Origin of the sequence: Xanthomonas codiaei (assembly GCF_002939785.1) — a bacterium.
GTDB lineage: Bacteria > Pseudomonadota > Gammaproteobacteria > Xanthomonadales > Xanthomonadaceae > Xanthomonas > Xanthomonas codiaei.
Window position 1 is genome coordinate 32743 of the sequence record NZ_MDEC01000035.1, and the last position, 17531, is coordinate 50273.

General features: G+C 63.7%; 17 protein-coding genes and 1 pseudogene. 10 read left to right on the forward strand and 8 right to left on the reverse strand.

Going from position 1 to position 17531, the window contains the following annotated elements:
* Positions 1-7: 7 nt before the first annotated feature.
* The 5 genes from XcodCFBP4690_RS19280 to XcodCFBP4690_RS19300 all read left to right on the forward strand — a co-directional run bounded on the left by XcodCFBP4690_RS19280 (position 8) and on the right by XcodCFBP4690_RS19300 (position 5296).
* Complete coding sequence (locus XcodCFBP4690_RS19280; RefSeq protein ID WP_104543541.1) at positions 8-538, forward strand: single-stranded DNA-binding protein; 531 nt, start codon at positions 8-10, stop codon at positions 536-538.
* Positions 539-1320: 782 nt separating this feature from the next.
* Positions 1321-2217, forward strand: coding sequence for a hydroxypyruvate isomerase family protein (locus XcodCFBP4690_RS19285; RefSeq protein ID WP_104543543.1), 897 nt, complete (start codon positions 1321-1323; stop codon positions 2215-2217).
* Positions 2218-2247: 30 nt separating this feature from the next.
* On the forward strand, positions 2248-3933 hold the full coding sequence (locus XcodCFBP4690_RS19290) for a GMC oxidoreductase (protein ID WP_104543545.1): 1686 nt from the start codon (positions 2248-2250) through the stop codon (positions 3931-3933).
* Positions 3933-4508 (forward strand): gluconate 2-dehydrogenase subunit 3 family protein, encoded by a 576-nt coding sequence (locus XcodCFBP4690_RS19295; RefSeq protein WP_104543549.1) that lies wholly within the window; start codon positions 3933-3935, stop codon positions 4506-4508. Before XcodCFBP4690_RS19290 ends, XcodCFBP4690_RS19295 begins: the two co-directional genes overlap by 1 nt.
* Positions 4509-4552: 44 nt before the next feature.
* On the forward strand, positions 4553-5296 hold the full coding sequence (locus tag XcodCFBP4690_RS19300) for a 3-keto-disaccharide hydrolase (RefSeq protein ID WP_104543551.1): 744 nt from the start codon (positions 4553-4555) through the stop codon (positions 5294-5296).
* 257 nt (positions 5297-5553) lie between these two features.
* On the opposite strand, the gene XcodCFBP4690_RS19305 is transcribed toward XcodCFBP4690_RS19300, so the two are convergent.
* From XcodCFBP4690_RS19305 to XcodCFBP4690_RS19325, 5 genes are read right to left on the reverse strand one after another with little or no spacing between them, the layout of a single operon-like run.
* Positions 5554-5850 (reverse strand): c-type cytochrome, encoded by a 297-nt coding sequence (locus XcodCFBP4690_RS19305; RefSeq protein ID WP_208622771.1) that lies wholly within the window; start codon positions 5848-5850, stop codon positions 5554-5556.
* An 18-nt stretch (positions 5851-5868) separates the two neighbouring features.
* A complete protein-coding gene (locus XcodCFBP4690_RS19310) occupies positions 5869-6735 on the reverse strand; it encodes a sugar phosphate isomerase/epimerase family protein (RefSeq protein WP_104543553.1) in 867 nt (288 codons plus the stop codon).
* Between the two features lie 18 nt (positions 6736-6753).
* Complete coding sequence (locus XcodCFBP4690_RS19315; RefSeq protein WP_104543555.1) at positions 6754-7878, reverse strand: Gfo/Idh/MocA family protein; 1125 nt, start codon at positions 7876-7878, stop codon at positions 6754-6756.
* Between the two features lie 11 nt (positions 7879-7889).
* The gene (locus tag XcodCFBP4690_RS19320) at positions 7890-9107 is read right to left on the reverse strand and encodes a nucleoside permease (RefSeq protein ID WP_104543557.1); all 1218 of its coding nucleotides are present in this window, start codon (positions 9105-9107) and stop codon (positions 7890-7892) included.
* Positions 9108-9134: 27 nt separating this feature from the next.
* Complete coding sequence (locus tag XcodCFBP4690_RS19325; RefSeq protein WP_104543559.1) at positions 9135-10187, reverse strand: sugar phosphate isomerase/epimerase family protein; 1053 nt, start codon at positions 10185-10187, stop codon at positions 9135-9137.
* Between the two features lie 94 nt (positions 10188-10281).
* Here XcodCFBP4690_RS19325 and XcodCFBP4690_RS19330 point away from each other — a divergent pair, with 94 nt between their 5' ends.
* A complete protein-coding gene (locus XcodCFBP4690_RS19330; protein ID WP_104543561.1) occupies positions 10282-11289 on the forward strand; it encodes a LacI family DNA-binding transcriptional regulator in 1008 nt (335 codons plus the stop codon).
* A 327-nt stretch (positions 11290-11616) separates the two neighbouring features.
* Here the strand turns inward: XcodCFBP4690_RS19330 and XcodCFBP4690_RS22555 are convergent, their stop codons facing one another.
* Positions 11617-12195 carry a hypothetical protein gene (locus XcodCFBP4690_RS22555; protein ID WP_146091973.1) on the reverse strand — a complete coding sequence of 193 codons (579 nt, stop codon included), beginning with the start codon at positions 12193-12195 and terminating at the stop codon, positions 11617-11619.
* Positions 12196-12353: 158 nt separating this feature from the next.
* Here XcodCFBP4690_RS22555 and XcodCFBP4690_RS19340 point away from each other — a divergent pair, with 158 nt between their 5' ends.
* The 3 genes from XcodCFBP4690_RS19340 to XcodCFBP4690_RS19350 are packed head-to-tail and all read left to right on the forward strand — an operon-like array spanning position 12354 to position 15772.
* Positions 12354-13028, forward strand: a complete 675-nt coding sequence (locus XcodCFBP4690_RS19340) for a vWA domain-containing protein (protein WP_104543565.1) — start codon at positions 12354-12356, stop codon at positions 13026-13028.
* Positions 13028-13837 (forward strand): PP2C family serine/threonine-protein phosphatase, encoded by an 810-nt coding sequence (locus XcodCFBP4690_RS19345; RefSeq protein WP_104543567.1) that lies wholly within the window; start codon positions 13028-13030, stop codon positions 13835-13837. Before XcodCFBP4690_RS19340 ends, XcodCFBP4690_RS19345 begins: the two co-directional genes overlap by 1 nt.
* Positions 13838-15772 (forward strand): helix-hairpin-helix domain-containing protein, encoded by a 1935-nt coding sequence (locus XcodCFBP4690_RS19350; RefSeq protein ID WP_104543569.1) that lies wholly within the window; start codon positions 13838-13840, stop codon positions 15770-15772.
* Positions 15773-15797: 25 nt separating this feature from the next.
* Here the strand turns inward: XcodCFBP4690_RS19350 and XcodCFBP4690_RS19355 are convergent, their stop codons facing one another.
* Positions 15798-16640 (reverse strand): hypothetical protein, encoded by an 843-nt coding sequence (locus XcodCFBP4690_RS19355; protein WP_244183727.1) that lies wholly within the window; start codon positions 16638-16640, stop codon positions 15798-15800.
* A gap of 144 nt (positions 16641-16784) precedes the next feature.
* A pseudogene (locus XcodCFBP4690_RS23180) lies at positions 16785-16931 on the reverse strand (DUF4236 domain-containing protein); the annotation flags it as partial.
* Positions 16932-17187: 256 nt separating this feature from the next.
* Here XcodCFBP4690_RS23180 and XcodCFBP4690_RS19365 point away from each other — a divergent pair.
* Positions 17188-17531 (forward strand): transposase (locus XcodCFBP4690_RS19365; RefSeq protein ID WP_146091975.1); only part of this gene is annotated, 344 nt, incomplete at its 3' end.

Below are 17531 nucleotides of genomic sequence, written 5' to 3' on the forward strand. Positions count from 1 at the left end.
AGCATTTATGGCCCGCGGCATCAACAAAGTCATCCTCGTCGGCAACCTCGGCAACGATCCCGACACCAAGTACACCCAGGCCGGCATGGCGATCACCCGCGTGAGCCTGGCCACCACCAGCGTGCGCAAGGACCGCGACGGCAACAACCAGGAGCGCACCGAGTGGCACCGCGTGGTGTTCTTCGGCAAGTTGGGCGAAATCGCCGGCGAATACCTGCGCAAGGGCTCGCAGGTCTACGTCGAAGGCGAGCTGCGCTACGACAAGTACACCGGCCAGGATGGGGTGGAGAAGTACAGCACCGACATCGTCGCCAACGAAATGCAGATGCTCGGCGGCCGTGGTGAAGGCGGTGGCGGCATGGGCGGCGACCGTCCGCAGCGCTCGCAGGCCCCGCGCCAGCAGCAAGGTGGTGGCGGTCAGGGCGGCGGCGGATACGGCGGCGGTGGCCAGGACTATGCCCCGCGTCGTCAGCAGCCGGCCCAGCAGCAGTCGGCTCCGCCGATGGACGATTTCGCGGATGACGATATTCCGTTCTAACCCGCACCTGGTTGCAAGTGTCGATAAAAGTCTAGGAAAGCCCTTTTTAAGGGGCTTTTCTTTTGCTCGACGGTGCTGATCCGCATACCTGCCGTCGTTCTTGTCGCAGTATGGCTGGGGATGAAGACGACAGATGCCGCTTCGGCGGGATGGAGCAATGCGGCTGTCGGTCGCGGCGCCGACATGAGATGTCGATCAGGTGATGATCCCGACCTGTTCGTTGCGGCCGCCGACACCGTTGATTACAACCCACGTTTCAACCTTGTTGCGATCGAGACAAGTCAGTGCGGAAGGCCTCGATCCGGTGGGATTTGCTGGCACTGCTCGCGTTTCAGAAAGATCACGAGCGGTCGGCTCGAGCAACGATTTGGCGCGTTCTTTCGTGCAGAGTCCATGCTGTCGCTCACGGGTGCGGCCCAGCCGGGTCGCTACGGGCCCAGAGCGGTGAATACGCGTAGCCGGCATGGCGAACAGGCCTGACGCTGGTCGTCGAACCGGCTTGTCATCCGGACGATCACCGCCATCGCCTCATAGAGAAATGACGGTTGCCCCGGTGGCTCGTCATCCATCACCGACCATGCTGCACGCCGGGTAGCCCAACTCCCCGCGTCGCCCGATCTTCCTTCACCCTATGCAGCGGGTGCGGTGGCCCGCGGGATAAGTTTCGTGCACTGCGTCTTGCAAAAACGCGATTGCCTACTCTATGGTGCAATCGATGGTGCAATCGATTGAATGGCCGCGAATTTTCAGCATTTGAGACTGGTCGGGAGGCCGGAGAACGGATGTCTATCAGATCGAGCGGGCCGGCACCGGCCACGGGGTTCACGAGACGAGACGCGCTGCGCGTTGCTGTTGCCGGGAGCCTGGGCCTTGGCGCTGCGAGCGCGCTGCCGGCGTTCGCCGCTGTCGCGCCGCGCGAAGGCAAGCTGAAGCATTCGGTAGCGCGCTGGACGTTTCCGCAGCAGTCGGTCGCCCAGCTGTGCCAGACGGTCAAGCGCATCGGGTTCGCTGCCATCGATCTGGTCGGCCCGGCGGATTGGCCCACGCTCAAGGCCAATGGTGTGTACAGCTCGATGTGCAACGGCGCGGAGATGGGCCTGGACAAGGGCTTTGCCGGTCGCCAGTTCCACGACCAGCTGGTCGAGCGCTACACGCGGCACATCGATCTGGTGGCCGATGCCGGCTATCGCAACCTCATCTGTTTTTCCGGCAATCGGAATGGCATGGATCCGCAGGACGGAATGGCCCATGCCGAAGCGGGACTCAAGCGCATCCTCGGACATGCCGAGAAACGCGGCGTCGTGCTGGTGATGGAATTGCTGAACTCCAAGGTCGATCACCCCGACTATCTTTGCGACCACTCGGCATGGGGCGTGGAGCTGTGCCGGCGGATTGGCTCTGAGCATTTCGGCCTGCTGTACGACATCTACCACATGCAGATCATGGAGGGCGACATCATCGCCACCATCGGCAAGCATCACGCGTGCTTCAAGCATTACCACACCGCGGGCGTGCCTGGTCGGCACGAGATTGGAGACGCTCAGGAACTCCACTATCCCGCCATTTGTCGCGCGATCCGCGCTACCGGTTTCGACGGCTATCTGGCGCAGGAATTCATTCCTACCGCGCCGGATCCCGTCGGCTCGCTGCGCGAGGCGATCCGCCTGTGCGACGTCTGAAACGCTCTCTACCCAGGTGAAGCAGAATCCATGGCAGACAATCACTACGACGCGATCGTCGTCGGTTCGGGAATCAGTGGCGGCTGGGCGGCGAAGGAGCTGACCGAGAAAGGCCTCAAGGTCCTGATGCTGGAACGCGGGCGCAACATCGAGCACGTCAAGGACTACGTCAACGCGATGAAGGAAGTGTGGGATTTCCCGCACTACAACCGGCCGACCCAGGCGATGAAGGCCGATTATCCGGTGTTGAAGCGCGACTACGCCCTGGTCGAAAACCTGCAGGGCATGTGGGCCAACGAAAAGGAATCGCCCTACACCGAGATCAAGCGATTCGACTGGTTCCGTGGCTATCACGTGGGCGGTCGCTCGCTGCTGTGGGGGCGGCAGAGCTATCGTCTGTCGGACCTGGATTTCCAGGCGAACCTCAAGGACGGCATCGCCACCGATTGGCCGATCCGCTACGCCGACATCGCACCCTGGTACGACTACGTGGAAAAGTTCGCCGGCATCGCCGGCACGCGCGAGGGCCTGGACGTGTTGCCCGATGGCCAGTTCCTGCCGCCGATCCCGTTGAACATCGTCGAGAAGGACGTGGCTGCGCGGATCAAGAAGGCCTTTGGCGGAACCAGGCACCTGATCCACTCGCGCACCGCCAACATCACTCAGCCGATGCCCGAGCAGGGCCGCGTCAACTGCCAGTATCGCAACAAGTGCATCCTGGGCTGTCCGTTCGGCGCCTACTTCTCGACCCAGGCGGCGACGCTGCCGGCGGCGATGAAGACCGGCAACCTGACCTTGCGGCCGTTCTCCATCGTCAAGGAAGTGCTCTACGACAAGGACCGCAAGCGCGCGCGCGGCGTGGAGATCATTGATGCCGAGAGCGGGCAGACCTACGAGTACACGGCCAAGGTCGTCTTCCTCAACGCGTCCTCCTTCAACTCGACCTGGCTGCTGATGAACTCGGCCACCGATGTCTGGGAAGGCGGGCTGGGATCTTCGTCCGGCGAGCTTGGGCACAACGTGATGGACCATCATTTCGGCGCGGGCGCCTCCGGCCGGGTCGAGGGCTACGAGGACAAGTATTACTTCGGCCGTCGTCCGTGCGGCTTCTACATCCCACGTTTCCGCAACGTGGCGCAGGACAAGCGCGGCTATCTGCGCGGATTCGGCTACCAGGGCGGCGCCAGCCGCACCGGCTGGTCGCGCGAGATCGCCGAGTTGAACATCGGCGCCGACCTGAAGGATGCGCTGACCCAGCCGGGCGATTGGCGCATCGGCATGACCGGATTCGGCGAAATGCTGCCGCATCACGACAATACGATTCGCCTGGATCCGCAGCGCAAGGACAAATGGGGCTTGCCGGTACTGGCGATGGATGTGTCGCTGCGCGCGAACGAAAAGGCCATGCGCAAGGACATGGCGGCCGATGCCGCCGAGATGTTCGAGGCCGCCGGCGTCAAGGATGTGCAGATGCACGACGACGACTACGCCCCGGGCAAGGGTATCCATGAAATGGGCACCGCGCGCATGGGCCGCGACCGCAAGAATTCCGTACTGAACCAGCACAACCAGGTCTGGGACGCGCCGAACGTCTACGTGACCGACGGCGCCTGCATGACCTCCAGCGCCTGCGTGAATCCCTCGCTGACTTACATGGCGCTGACGGCGCGGGCTGCCGACCATGCCGTGCGCGAGCTGAAAGCGGGGAACCTGTGATGGACCGTCGCGAACTGCTGAAGATGATCGTCGCCGCCACGGGCGCGGCCATGGTCGGCCTGCCTGCGCTCGCCCATGCACAGGCACCTGCCGCGGGGGCGAAGACGCTCTTCTCCGCCGCCGATGTCGCCACGCTGGACGAGATCGCAGACACCATCCTGCCGCGGACCGCAACGCCGGGGGCCAAGGAGGCCGGCGTTGGCCCGTTCATGGCGCGATTCGTCACCGACTGCTACACCGCCCGGCAGCAGGCGACGTTCCGCGCCGGCCTGCGCGAGATCGACAAGCGCGCCGGCGGCCGATTCGTGTCGCTGACGCCGCAGGCGCGCACCGAGCTGCTGCGCGGCCTGGATGCAGAGGCCAGGAAACAGCTCGTCGAAACGACCGATATCGGCACCGCCGAAAGTGCGGCAGCGATGCCGCATTACTTCACGATGATCAAGCAGCTCACTCTCTTCAGCTTTTTCACCTCGAAAGTCGCCGCGACCGACGTGCTGCGCTACGTCGCCGTGCCGGGACGCTACGACGGCGACATGGCCTATGTTCCCGGCACGCCCGCCTGGGCGACGAACTGATGGACCGCAGCGAGTCGCCCATGCACCCAGTCCCCGGGACCAAGATGACCAGACCCTTCCTGACCGCGGCCTGCCTGTTGGCCGCGGCGCCTGCGTTCGCGCAGACCAGCGGCGATGCGTCGCGCAACCCGGCCACGACCGAGGCGTGGACGCCCGTGCCCGCGATCGTGGCCACGCCTGCGGGCCGCGCGCCCTCCGATGCGATCGTGTTGTTCGACGGCAAGGATCTCTCCGCCTGGGAGTCGGAGCAGGGCGGGCCGGTGCCCTGGCGCGTGGCCGACGGCGCGCTGACCGTGGTCCCGGGGAGCAAGGGCATCCGCACCAGGCAACGCTTCTGCGACATCCAGCTGCATGTGGAGTGGCGTACGCCCACCGCGACCCGCGGGTTTGAGGGCCAGCAGCGAGGCAACAGCGGCATCTTCCTGCAGGAGCTGTATGAGCTGCAGGTGCTCGACAGCGACAACAACCCGACCTATGCCAATGGCCAGGCCGGCGCGATCTACAAGCAGGCGATTCCGCTGGTGAACGCTGCGCGTGCGCCGGGGCAATGGCAGGCCTACGACATCATCTGGAAGGCGCCACGCTTCTCGAAGGGGGGAGGGCTCATCGCAGCTGCGCGCATGACCGTCCTCCACAACGGCGTGCTGGTGCAGGACGACACCGTGCTGTCGGGCAAGACCGAATACATCGGCGCGCCGTCGTATTCGCCACATGGATGCGCGCCGATCCTGCTGCAGGAGCACGATTCCAAGGTCAGCTACCGCAACATCTGGGTGCGCCCGCTGTAGCGCCGGCGCAACTGTGCCGCCGGCATCTTGGGGCGTGTCATCAATCCCCGGGCAGATCGCGCCGCTCTTGCGCATGCATGCAGGCAAGAAACGCGCGCATGTGTGGCGGATGCGGTTGGGGCGATGGCGTGGCGCCAGGCGCGCAAGCGCTGACCTGCGGTTTGGGCCTGTCAGGCCGCCAGCCGGTGTCGCGCGGCGTGGCCTGACTGGCAATCCGACACACCCAACGCGAGTTGCTCGGGCATCGATGGCACGCCCTATTGCGCCAGGAAGCTGGCGATATCGTCGAGCTGCTGTTGCGACAGCTGGGGAAAGGGCGGCATCAACCCGCCGCCCTTGCCGATCTTCTCCTTGATCTGCGCGGGCTGCAGTCGCTTGCCCACGTCGGTGAGCGCAGGAAACGTGGGCGGCATGCCCGCGCGATTGGCGCCGTGGCAGGCCGTGCAGTGTTGCGCGTAGAGCGCCGCGCCGGCTGCCGGGTCGTCCTTGGACCACGCCGTGGTCGCAAGCGTCGCCCCCAGCAGCGCCACGGCCAGTGTCAGGATGATCTTCAAGCGGGGCTCCTTGGCGCGTTAGCGCTGCGCGCTGGCGGACGGGCTGACGGGCAGGTGTTCGCGCAGGTAGTCGGCACCGATGCGGACCACCTTGGCCGGATCGCGTGGCTGGTCGTGCTCGATGATGTACCAGCGCACGCCGACACCCGCCGCGGCCGGCAGGATCGCGTTCCAGTCCAGCACGCCCTGGCCCAGGGCGGCGAAGCCACCCTCGTCCTCGGCCTGGCCTTTCGGGGCATTGTCCTTGGCATGCACCGCGAACATGCGGCCCTTGAACTTGCCCAGCATCGTCGCCGGGTCGTAGCCCGCGCGCGCAACCCAGGCCAGGTCCAACTCGGTCTTGAGATCGGGGCCGGCCGCTGCGAACAGCAACTCAAGCCCGGTCTTGCCGTCGAAGTCGACCAGTTCGAAGTCGTGGTTGTGGTAGGCCAGCTGCATGCCCTTGGCCCGCGTGCGCTTCGCGATCCGGCCCAGTTCCTGGCCCAGGGCGGTCCAGCCCGCGGCATCGGTTGGCCGATCCTTCTGGTCCAGGTACGGCACCACCAGGGTCGTGTTGCCGATCGAGCGGTTGAACGCCATCACGCCGTCCAGGTCCTTGCGCAGCTCGGCCAGTTGCACGTGCGAGGAGATCGCCTTGATCGCATACCTGTCCAGCAGCTGCTTGAGTTCGGCCGCGCTGACGTTCTGGGTGCCGACCGTTTCCACCGCGCCCACGCCGGCATCGTGGACGATCTTCAGCTGTTGATCGAGCGAGCCGGCGTTGCGCAGCGTGTACATCTGCACCGCGATGGGTTTGTGCGGAGCGGCGGCGTCGCGAGCGAAGACGGGCAGGGCGACGAGCAGCAGCAGGGCGAGGGCCGCGGCCCTACGTGTAGATGTGTGCATCGGGAAGTCCTCCGGGATTCAATCGATGGGTGTCCAGCCGCGCGTTCTGGCCGAGGTGATGACGCGATCGACGATCAGCGCCGAGCGCAGTCCGTCTTCGAAGGTCGGCAGGCCCTCCGGCCGCGCGCGGTCGATGGCGCGATAGGTGTCGGCGACGAACGCCTCGAAGCAATCGCCATAGCCCTGCGCATGTCCGGCCGGCAACGTCGACAGCCGGCGTTGTTCGCCGCTGCCGGCACCGGGCCCGCGAACGAAGATTTCCTCGCGCTGGTCGGGCAGGCCGATCCACAGCCGTTCGGCGTCCTCCTGGTCGAACGCCACGCTGGCCCTGGCGCCGTCGATCTCGAACCAGAGGCGATTGCGGCGCCCGGCCGAGACCTGGCTCACCGTCAACGAGGCCAGCGTGCCCGCGCCGGTCCTGAACATCGCCGCGGCCACGTCCTCGCTCGACACCGCCTGGGTTGCGCCGCCCGCCGTCGGCGTGCTGAAGCTCTGCCCGGTGACGGCGCCGCGTTCGGCGATCACGGTCGCGAACGCCGCACTGACCTCGACGAAACGTTCGCCGCCGACCCATTCCACCAGGTCGCACCAGTGCGAGCCGATGTCGGCGAACACGCGCGATGCGCCGCCCAGGGCCGGGTCCACGCGCCAGTTGTTGCTGGCAGGATCCAGCAGCCAATCCTGCAGATAGCTGCCGTGGATCAGGCGCAGCGGCCCCAGTTCGCCCTGCGCGATGCGTGCGCGCGCCTCGCGCACCACCGGGTGGTAGCGGTAGACGAAGGGGACCGTGGCCACCAGCCCGGTGGAGGCGGCCAGTGCCGCCAGTGCCTGGGCGTCTTGCAAGGTCGTGGCCAGGGGCTTTTCGCAGATCACGTGCTTGCCGGCTTCCAGCGCCGCCTGCGCCATGGCGCGGTGCAGATGGTTGGGCGTGCACACGTGCACAACCTGTACCTGCGGATCGGCGACTACCTCTTCAATGTCGCGATAGGCGCGCGGCGCATCCCAGGCCTGTGCCACCTCGTGGGCGCGTTGCGGGGACGAGGCGGCGACGCCGCGGATCTGCGCACCGGCCAGCAGCGCCGCGCGACGATGCACGGCGCCGATCATGCCCGTGCCGACAATGGCGATTCCAAGCTTGCTCATCGAACCGGGCCTCAATGCGTGGAGGAAGCGGCGACGACGGCCGGCCGCTCGCGGAACAGCAACAGGAAGGCGACCAGCACCACCAGCGCCACGCCTGCCGGGAACAGCCAGATCTGCTGCCAGTCCGGACCGGCCGCGGTGGTGTAGTGCTCGACGACCGCGCCGGACAGGAACGTGCCGATCAGCATGCCCACGCCGTAGGTGGCCAGGGTGATGAACCCCTGCGCGCTGCTGCGCGCGGCGGGACCGGCATGCGCATCGGTGTAGATCTGGCCGGTGACGAAGAAGAAGTCGTAGCAGATGCCATGCAGCACGATGCCGATCACCAGCAGGGAGAAGCCGCCGCCCGCATCGCCAAAGGCGAACATCACGTAGCGCAGCACCCACGCCGCCATCCCCAGCGCCAGCATCGTCTTGACCCCCAGCCTCACGAACAGCAACGGCATGGCCAGCATCAGCAGCACTTCGGACACCTGGCCCAGCGATTGCAGGCCGGCTGCGCCGCGCACGCCCAGGGCGTTGAGATACGGGTTGGTGAAGTTGTAGTAGAACGCCAGCGGGATGCAGATGGCGATGGACGCAAGGAAGAACACCAGATAGTAGCGCGACTTCAGCAGCCGCAGCGAGTCCAGTCCCAGCACCTGCCCCAGCCCGGCATCGCGCTGCCGCGCCAGCGGCGGTGTGTGCGGCAGGGTGAAGGCATACAGGCCCAGCGCCAGCGATGCCATCGCCGCCATCCGAAACGTCAGTTCGAGCCGGTGCGCCTGTTCCCAGCCCAGCCAGCCGATCAGCACGCCCGCCACGATCCAGCCGACGCTGCCGGCCACCCGCACGGGCGGGAACTGCTTTTCAGGCGATGGCATGTGCCGCATCGCCACGCTGTTGGCCAGCGCCAGCGTCGGCATGAACAGCAGCATGTACACCATGACGCAGGCGGAGAACATGCCGAAGCTCGTCGCCGTGGACGCAAGCCACAGGAGCACCGCGCCGGCGATGTGCAGCACCGCCAGGATGCGCTGCGCCGCGAAGTAGCGATCCGCCACCAGGCCCACCAGGAATGGCGCCAGGATGGCGCCGATGGACTGGCTGAGGAAGGCGGTCGCCACCTGGCTCGCGCTGGCCTGCAGGGGCCCCTGCACCAGGTAGGTGCCCAGGGTCACGAACCACGCCCCCCAGATGAAGAACTGCAGAAACATCATCGCGCCCAGGCGCGACATGGTGTGCGTCATGGCTTGCCCTCCCGGGGCGGTAGTGGCTCAGATCCCCAGCACGCGGCGCAGCGATGCCGGGTCGGCGCCGCTGTCGGCGAAGTCGTCGAAGGCGCGTTCGGTCACACGGATGATGTGGTCGCGGATGAACGCGGCACCCTCGCGTGCGCCGTCTTCCGGATGCTTCAGGCAGCACTCCCACTCCAGCACCGCCCAGCCCGGAAAATCGTACTGCGCAAACTTGGAGAAGATCGCCTTGAAGTCGATCTGGCCGTCGCCCAGCGAACGGAACCGCCCCGGACGATCGATCCAGTCCTGATAGCCGCCATAGACGCCGCTGCGCGCACTCGGGAGATATTCCGCGTCCTTGACGTGGAAAATGCCGATGCGCGCGTGGTACCGGTCGATGAAGCCCAGATAGTCCATCTGCTGCAGCAGCAGGTGACTGGGGTCGTACAGGATCTTGGCGCGCGGGTGGTGCTCCACGACATCGAGGAAGCGCTCGAAGGTCGCGCCGTCGTGCAGGTCCTCGCCCGGATGGATCTCGAAGCACAGGTCCACGCCACAGGCGTCGAAGGCATCCAGGATCGGGCGCCAGCGGCGGCCGAGTTCGGCGAACGCGGCATCCACCAGCCCGGGCGGGCGTTGCGGCCAGGGATAGAAATACGGCCAGGCCAGCGCGCCGGAGAACGTGGCATGCGCGGTCAGGCCCAGGCGCTGGCTGGCCTTGGCGGCCAGCAGCAACTGCTCCACCGCCCAGGCCTGGCGGGCGGCAGGATCGCCGCGCTTGTCCGCCGGTGCGAATCCATCGAACAGGTGGTCGTAGGCGGGGTGGACGGCCACCAGTTGCCCCTGCAGATGGGTGGACAGTTCGGTGATCCGCAGGCCATGCGCGGCCAGCATGCCGGCGATGTCGTCGCAGTAGGCCTGGCTCTGCGCGGCTTGGGCCAGGTCGAACAGGTGGGGCGCGCTGGTGGGAACTTGCACGCCGCAGTAACCCAGGCCCGCGGCCCAACCGGCCAGTGTGTCCAAGCGATCGAAGGGAGGTGTGTCGCCAATGAACTGCGCGAGGAACAGCGCTGGACCTTTGAGCGTCTTCAACGTGATTCGCCCTGATTCAATCGATTGAATTATCCTAGCATGGACTTCCTGCAAGACCTGTTGTGCACTGCACAGCGGAAACAAGAACCAAGCCATGGCAACCACCATCTACGACATCGCAAAACACGTTGGCGTCACCGCCGGCACCGTGTCGCGTGCGCTTTCCCGGCCGGACAAAGTCCTGCCGGCCACGCGTGCGCGCATCGAGCAGGCTGCCGCGGCGCTGGGCTATGTCCCCAATACGGTGGCCAGGACGCTCAAGACCCACCGCAGCGGCAAGCTGCTGGTCACCGTTCCGGATATCGCCAATCCCTTCTTCGCCCAGATCCTGCAGGGCGCGGAGGACGCCGCGCAGGCTGCCGGCTACGCGGTGCTGCTCGGCGATACCCAGCACCAGGCCGATCGCGAGGAGCGCTATGCGCAGATGCTCCGGCGCAACGAGGCCGATGGCCTGATCGTGCTGGGGCATCGCCTCCCGCCCACGGCGCGTCAGATCGTCAAGCAGCTGGGCGCCGCCGCGCCGGTGGTCAACGGCTGCGAATTCGACCCGGCACTGGGCATCCCCAGCGTCCATATCGACAACGCGGCCGCCGCGCGCGCGGTGATGGAACACCTGTACGGATTGGGGCACGAGCGGATCGCCGTGGTGGGCGGCCCATCCGACAACCCGCTGCACCGGCAACGACTGGAAGGGGTGCGGGCTGCCGGCAAGGCGCGCGGCCGTGTGCGCAAGCTGACCCTCGTGCCAGGCGATTTCTCCGTGGAATCCGGCCATGCGGCCGCGATGGCGCTGTTGGCTCGTGCGCCGGCGCCGACGGCGATCTTCTGCTTCAGCGATCAGATGGCGCTGGGCGCCCTGGCGGCCTGCCGGGACCTGGGCATCCGCGTGCCGGATGCGCTGTCCATCGTCGGCTTCGACGATCTGGCGTCGTCCAGCTACCTCACTCCTCCATTGACGACCGTCAGGCAACCCATGCGAGAGATCGGTGTCCGTGCGGTCAATCTGCTGCTTGCCATCATCGAAAGAGTGGATGTGCCGCTTCAGCAGACGCTGGATTTCAGCTTGATGTTGCGGGGTTCCACTGCTGCGCCGCGGGGGTGATGACGTCAGTGTTGGACAAGGCGCCCCCGGCCTCAAGCTAGGTGCTCAGTCCCGGCATTAGATGGATCGGATCGACCTTGAACCGCTCAGCACCGAGCTGACCCTGAAAGCGCCATGACGCTCGATGTCATGGTCCACAACTGGGCAGCACTGAAACCTTGATCGCTACCCTGCTGCCGAAGCTTCCTCAGGATAGAGCCGCTCTGCCTTCGGCCCGAGGATGAAGTCGTGCGGACCCAGGAAGAGCAGGGCTGCCGGTTTGGCGGGCAAGCTGCTGGGCGATAACGGTATGGCGAGTTAGTGGCATGCCTTGCATCACAGCAAAGCTCATTTCGACTTGTTCGTGACTACCAGCTTGAGAGCGATCCGCTGGTCACTGACCCTGAGCTCGGCAAGTGGCCCTTTCAATGCTCCAAGCTGCAAGACACCGGATTCCGTAATGGTTAACGAACTCAACCTGGACGAATGCTTGGCGTTTCGGTCGTAAGCAATGGCAATGAGGCCGTGAGCATTGAATACCAAAGCGCTGGCTCCAATAGCCATGCAGCCAGCGGAAGCCCTCTTCGCACCGGCGTCCACCATGACGAAGCGAAATCCTTGGAACGTCATGTCCGCGCTGACGTGCCAGCCCGCTTTAGTAGCTGCCTTGGCCTCAGGGGATGGGTTGGACAGCGACGACAGAGGGCATCGCTCGTCGGCCTGCAGGGGTTGCTTTACCGGCGGCAGCTGAGTGGTGGGCACCAGCCTTAGGGAACCGACGCGCTCGGTCGAAAAAGCAGGGGTTCCTGAATTCAACGGGGGCGTCACTGATGAGTTCGCTGCTGTTTCTACTGTCGTCTTATCTGGTGCGCTCTCTACATCAGCAGTGCGAAGCGCTAGCGCTACCGTCATGGTCAAGATAATCACTGCAGAAACAGCTAAGGGAGCCCAATCCGCAGGTTTTTGCGGTGCCCAAGCTGGCAATGAGGTAGGGGTAGGGCAAGTCACCATGGCCCATCATAGATTGGGTTGATTGGCGGAGCTATGATGGCGCTTGAAACCAATGGACAGGGAGATCCAGCGTAATGAACGATTTTGAACAGGTGCCTTTTGGCGCCAGCGATTTTGCGGAGAACCCAGAGAACCGGTGCGCCTGCCTGCTGCTGCTGGACACCTCAGGTTCCATGAGCGGCAAGCCCATCGAGCAGCTCAACGCTGGCCTGCTGCAGTTTCAGGAAGAACTGAACTCGGACTCGCTCGCTGCCAAGCGGGTGGAGGTCGCCATTGTCACCTTCGGTCCGGTCGAGACCGTGATGGACTTTGTCACGGCAGACAGCTTTTATCCTCCCGTGCTGTCGTGCACTGGGGACACCCCGATGGGCGCAGCGATTGAGCAAGGCTTGGAGATGGTTCGGCAACGCAAGGAGATCTACAAGGCCAACGGCGTTTCCTACTACCGACCTTGGGTGTTTCTCATCACCGATGGTTCGCCGACCGACGCATGGCAACGCGCTGCAGCTTTGGTCCGGGAAGGGGAAGCAACGAAGAACTTCCAGTTTTTCGCGGTTGGCGTGCAGGGGGCAGACATGGACATCCTTGGCCAAATCTCGACGCGCGCACCGCTGCATCTGAAGGGGCTCCAGTTCAAGGAACTCTTCAAGTGGCTGTCTAACTCCATGAGCGCGGTGTCCCGTTCGACCCCTGGAGATAATGTGCCCCTGGTCAACCCCGCAGCCCCAGACGGCTGGGCCAGCGTGTAATGGATCTCCAGGATTGGCGCGTCGTTGCGGCCTCATCCATTGGCACATCCCACATCAAGTTTGGAACGGACTGCCAGGACGCCTATGAACAGGAATTCTTTCCAGAGCACGGCACCGTGCTTTTGGTGGCGTCGGATGGTGCGGGAAGTGCATCTCAATCAGAGACCGGTGCGAAGCTAGCGACGTCTGAGATTCGGGACTGTGTGCGCAACCACTTTGAAGACGGCCATGGCGTTGAAGAGATAACGCGGGACGTGGTCTTGAACTGGCTCGCCGGCGTTACGACCCGTATTGCGCACAGGGCTGCGGCCGACGGGTTGGACGTCAGAGAGTATGCTTGCACGTTGGTGGCGGCTATCGTCTCCCCGACGCATACATGCTTCTTCCAGGTGGGCGACGGGGCCATTGTTATTCGCCCTCGCGGCGATGATTGGGCCTATGTGTTTTGGCCCCAGCACGGGGAATACATCAACACGACCGTTTTCGTTACCGATCCGGCTGCCGTGTTGAACGCGGAGTTTTCCTGCAATGTGGGCGCGGTGGATGAGGTCGCGGTGTTCACCGATGGCATCGAAGCCTTGGTACTCCACCAGGCCACGCAGAGCGTTCATTCGCCCTTCTTCGACAAGATATTCGCGCCGGTCCGTGCCTTAGAGGGGGCAGGCTACAGCGAAGATTTGTCCTCTAAGCTGGAGGCCTATCTTGCCTCGCCAGTGATCTGCGAGCGGACGGACGACGACAAGACACTCCTGCTTGCCAGTCGGCTGACGAAGCTGCCAGACTCACCGGCGCCAGTAGAGGACGCCTAAGTGGTTTCACCTGCTCTGGTTGGTAAATCCGGACCGGTCCGGCTGGGAAAGCAACTGGGCAAGGGGGGAGAGGGAACGGTCTTCGAGATCGAGGGGAGGCCGGACTCGGCTGCCAAGATCTATTTGGCTGCGGTAAGCAGTGAGAGAGCCGACAAGCTGGTGGCTATGGCTGCACTCCGGACCAAAGCGCTGGATCAGCTTACCGCCTGGCCCACTGACGTCTTAAGGCAATCCGATGGCAAGGTTTGTGGCTTTGTCATGGCCAACCTTCGCGCATCGAAGGACATTCATAAGCTCTACAGCCCCAAAAGCCGCTTGGCGGACTTTCCCCAGGCCGACTGGAGGCTAGTGGTTCGTGCCGCCTTGAACACGGCGCGAGCATTCTCGGTTATCCACCAAGCAGGTCACTTGGTTGGGGACGTGAATCACGGCGGTGTGCGGGTGTCACCGGATGCGACCGTGAAGCTGATTGACACAGACAGCTTCCAGATTTCGCATCAAGGGCGCACCTTCCTCTGTGAGGTCGGCGTCCAGGACTTCACACCGTCCGAGCTCCACGGAAAGGCCTTCAAACAAGTTACACGCACCGCCAACCACGACAACTTCGGCCTGGCCGTCCTGATTTTTCAGATGCTCATGAATGGTCGGCATCCCTTTGCCGGCCGATACAGTGGGCCGGGCGATATGCCTATCGAAAAGGCGATTCCGGAGTTCCGTTACGCATACGGCAAAGACACTGCTCGGACACGTATGAGTCCTCCGCCGCTCAGTGCGTCGCCGGCCGCAGCGTCGCCTTGGGTTGCAGGTCTCTGGGAAAAGGCCTTTGGCTTCGACGGGGCGAAGCCTAGTGGGAGGCCGAAGGCAGAAGACTGGGTCCAGGCCCTGACGAAGTTGGAGCAGCACTTCAAACGGTGTTCTTCCAGGCCCTCCCATTTCTATTTCGACGGGCTTACTGCGTGTCCGTGGTGCCCGATTGAACGTGCAGGTATTGCGCTCTTTGGCGGTGCAGCGGTCGTCATCCCCAAGCTAGCCTCGGGCCCCTTCAATCTGGATGCGATCTGGCGAGATATCACGACAGCAGTATTGCCACCCATGCACGCGCTGCCTCAGGTGAAGACAGTGCTTGCCACTCCCCAGATTCAAGCATTGGGAACTCGGCGTAACTTTTGGAAGACGACGGGGTGGTTGGTGGGGCTGCTAATTACGGTGCTTGGTATTGCGCTTTCTGCAGTGTGGGCCCTGGTTTGGGCGTGCCTGGGGTGGGCAATGGGCGCATGGGTCAATAGCCGTGGCCGCGCGGATCTAGCGCCACTGACGTCCGGCTATCAGCAAGCGAGGGCCCAGTACGACGGTCTCGTGGCTCGATGGAAGCAAGAGCAAGCGGACACTCAGCTCCAAGCGAAGCAGAATCAGCTTCGTCCGCTGCGGGATGAGCATGCCGGTCTGCTTGCGGAACGAGAAAGGCGTTATCGAGCGCTGTCCAACAATCGCGAACAGATCGCACTCAAACAGTTCTTGGATCAGTTCGAGATTGAGCGAGCCACCATCCCGGGCATCGGGGCGGCGAAGAAAGTCATGCTGGAATCGTTTGGCATCGAGACGGCAGCAGATGTGAATCGCAATGCGGTTCTAAACGTTCCGGGGTTTGGGCCCGCGCTGACCGACCGCCTTATGAAGTGGCGGTACGAAAAAGAGGCACGATTCCACTTCAACCCGAACTCGGCAGTCGACCCCAGGCAAGTCGCGGATCTGGATCGAACCATTCAAGCAAGGAGGGCTCAAATCGAGGCAGACCTAGTGGCCGGCCGCAGTGCCATTCTCCAGATGCGACAGGCCGCGATGGTTCGTCGCAGGTCTTTGGAGGAAGCCATGAGTGCCGCGGTGGAAGATTTTTCACAGAGGACAGCGGACGCTAGGGCTGCCGGGGTTCTTTAAAAGGCATTGCTGACAGAGGGCACCGCTAGGGCAGCTCCCTGGGCATGACTCGGGATAGGCCCGCAACGGCTGAGGCGAACCCAGCGGCTGATCCCAGACGAGAAATCTGTATTAGCTCGTTGAGGCCGGTGTCGCTGCGCAGGGCGACCTCTTCGTATTGGCATACCGGTAGCTCCCGATTGTCTTTGAAGCGGCGGTCGGGGCCTCCTTTCTTGTTGACGTAACGCCATGTCCGATCGACAACCGTTGCATCGCGCGGAACGCTGCCATCCTCAATAAAGCGAGTGGATGACACCAGCACCTGTAGCTCTTTGTAGCCTACCGCACCAACACCATTCGCGTCGTAGATCAGAACGCGGTCCGGGAAAAAATGGAGTACCTGGGTTCCGACATTGACGGCGATGGTCTTGATGTTCGTCTTGACAAATGGGGGCGGCGCTGAGGCAAAGCACGTCGGCTTGCGCTTAACAAGGGTTCCAGCCCCAGCGTGGTATTTCCGATCGAATACCTTCGCGCGGGAGGATACGTGCCACGTGGCATAAGCAGAGGCTATGGTGTGGGCTCCTGCGTGGAGTGCTTCTAATGCTTTCTCCATCGGTTCGTCCAGCTCATACATCAGAACTACCGTCTTCCGGAGTTGGTCCTTCAAATACGCTGCGATGATGGCTCCTACGCTGGAGAAAGCCAGCATAACCAGCGCCCAGTCCGGGGCTTCGTTGCCTGCCGCAATCAAAAGCACCAGCGCCGAAACCATAGCGACGCCTGGCCACATGCGCCATCTTTTCTTCTTTGCATTGAGCTCTTCCAGCAATGCCTGCGAGGACGAGTCCACAATCGTGGTCGCGTCGGCCGAATCTATGTCGACCATCGGGCCATGTGCGCGCGAAATCTCAGGCCATTGTGGGGGTGAAGACGGGGAGTGCTGGGCGCCTGGCACTGGACGAACGGGGCCACGAGGTGTCAGTGTGCGAGGACGTGGTGGTCCTGAGGGTATGGTTGCGCGGTAGTAAATGCCGCGTGCACCCATATGCACGTAGTTACCACGCGGACCAGTTCCGACCCGGAGCCCTTTGATTCCGGCCGAGACGCCGACCCCGCCCTTCGATAAATTGAATCGCAGAGGTCCAACCCTCACGCTCTTGCGCAGATAAAGTCCCATGATCAGGCCCCCAAGGCCTCCGTGCCAGATGCTTATATAGCACGTGGCTCCGCTGTAGCAGCTGGTTCGGGGCGCCTCGATGGTTCCGCTAGACGTCAGCGTTTGGCTTCAGTAGCTTCTGGACGTGCGCAGCACGCACCTTGAGCTCCAACTTACATAGCGCCACCAAGACCTTTGCCAGTTGCTCTTGCTGACCATGGCTCTGCTCCCCTAGAGCGTGTTATGAACTTGAGGCTTTCGCGGCTATCGTAAGCGGATGAAGCCACCACACCCTTATCCGACCGACGTCTCCGATGAAGAATGGGCCTTCGCTGCCCCCTACTTGACGCTGATGGATCCACAGGCACCGCAGCGCAAGTATGACCTGCGCTTGATGTTCAACGCGTTGCGCTGGATGGCGCGTGCTGGAGCGCCCTGGCGCTTGATTCCCCACGAGTTTCCGCCGTGGGAGGCGGTCTACCAGCAAACCCAACGGTGGTTGCAGGCTGGCTGCTTTGAGGCCATGGTCAACGACTTGCGTTCGATCTTGCGAGTGGCGCAAGGCAAGCAGGGGCAGCCCAGTGCTGTGATCCTGGATGGCCGAACGCTGCAATCCACATG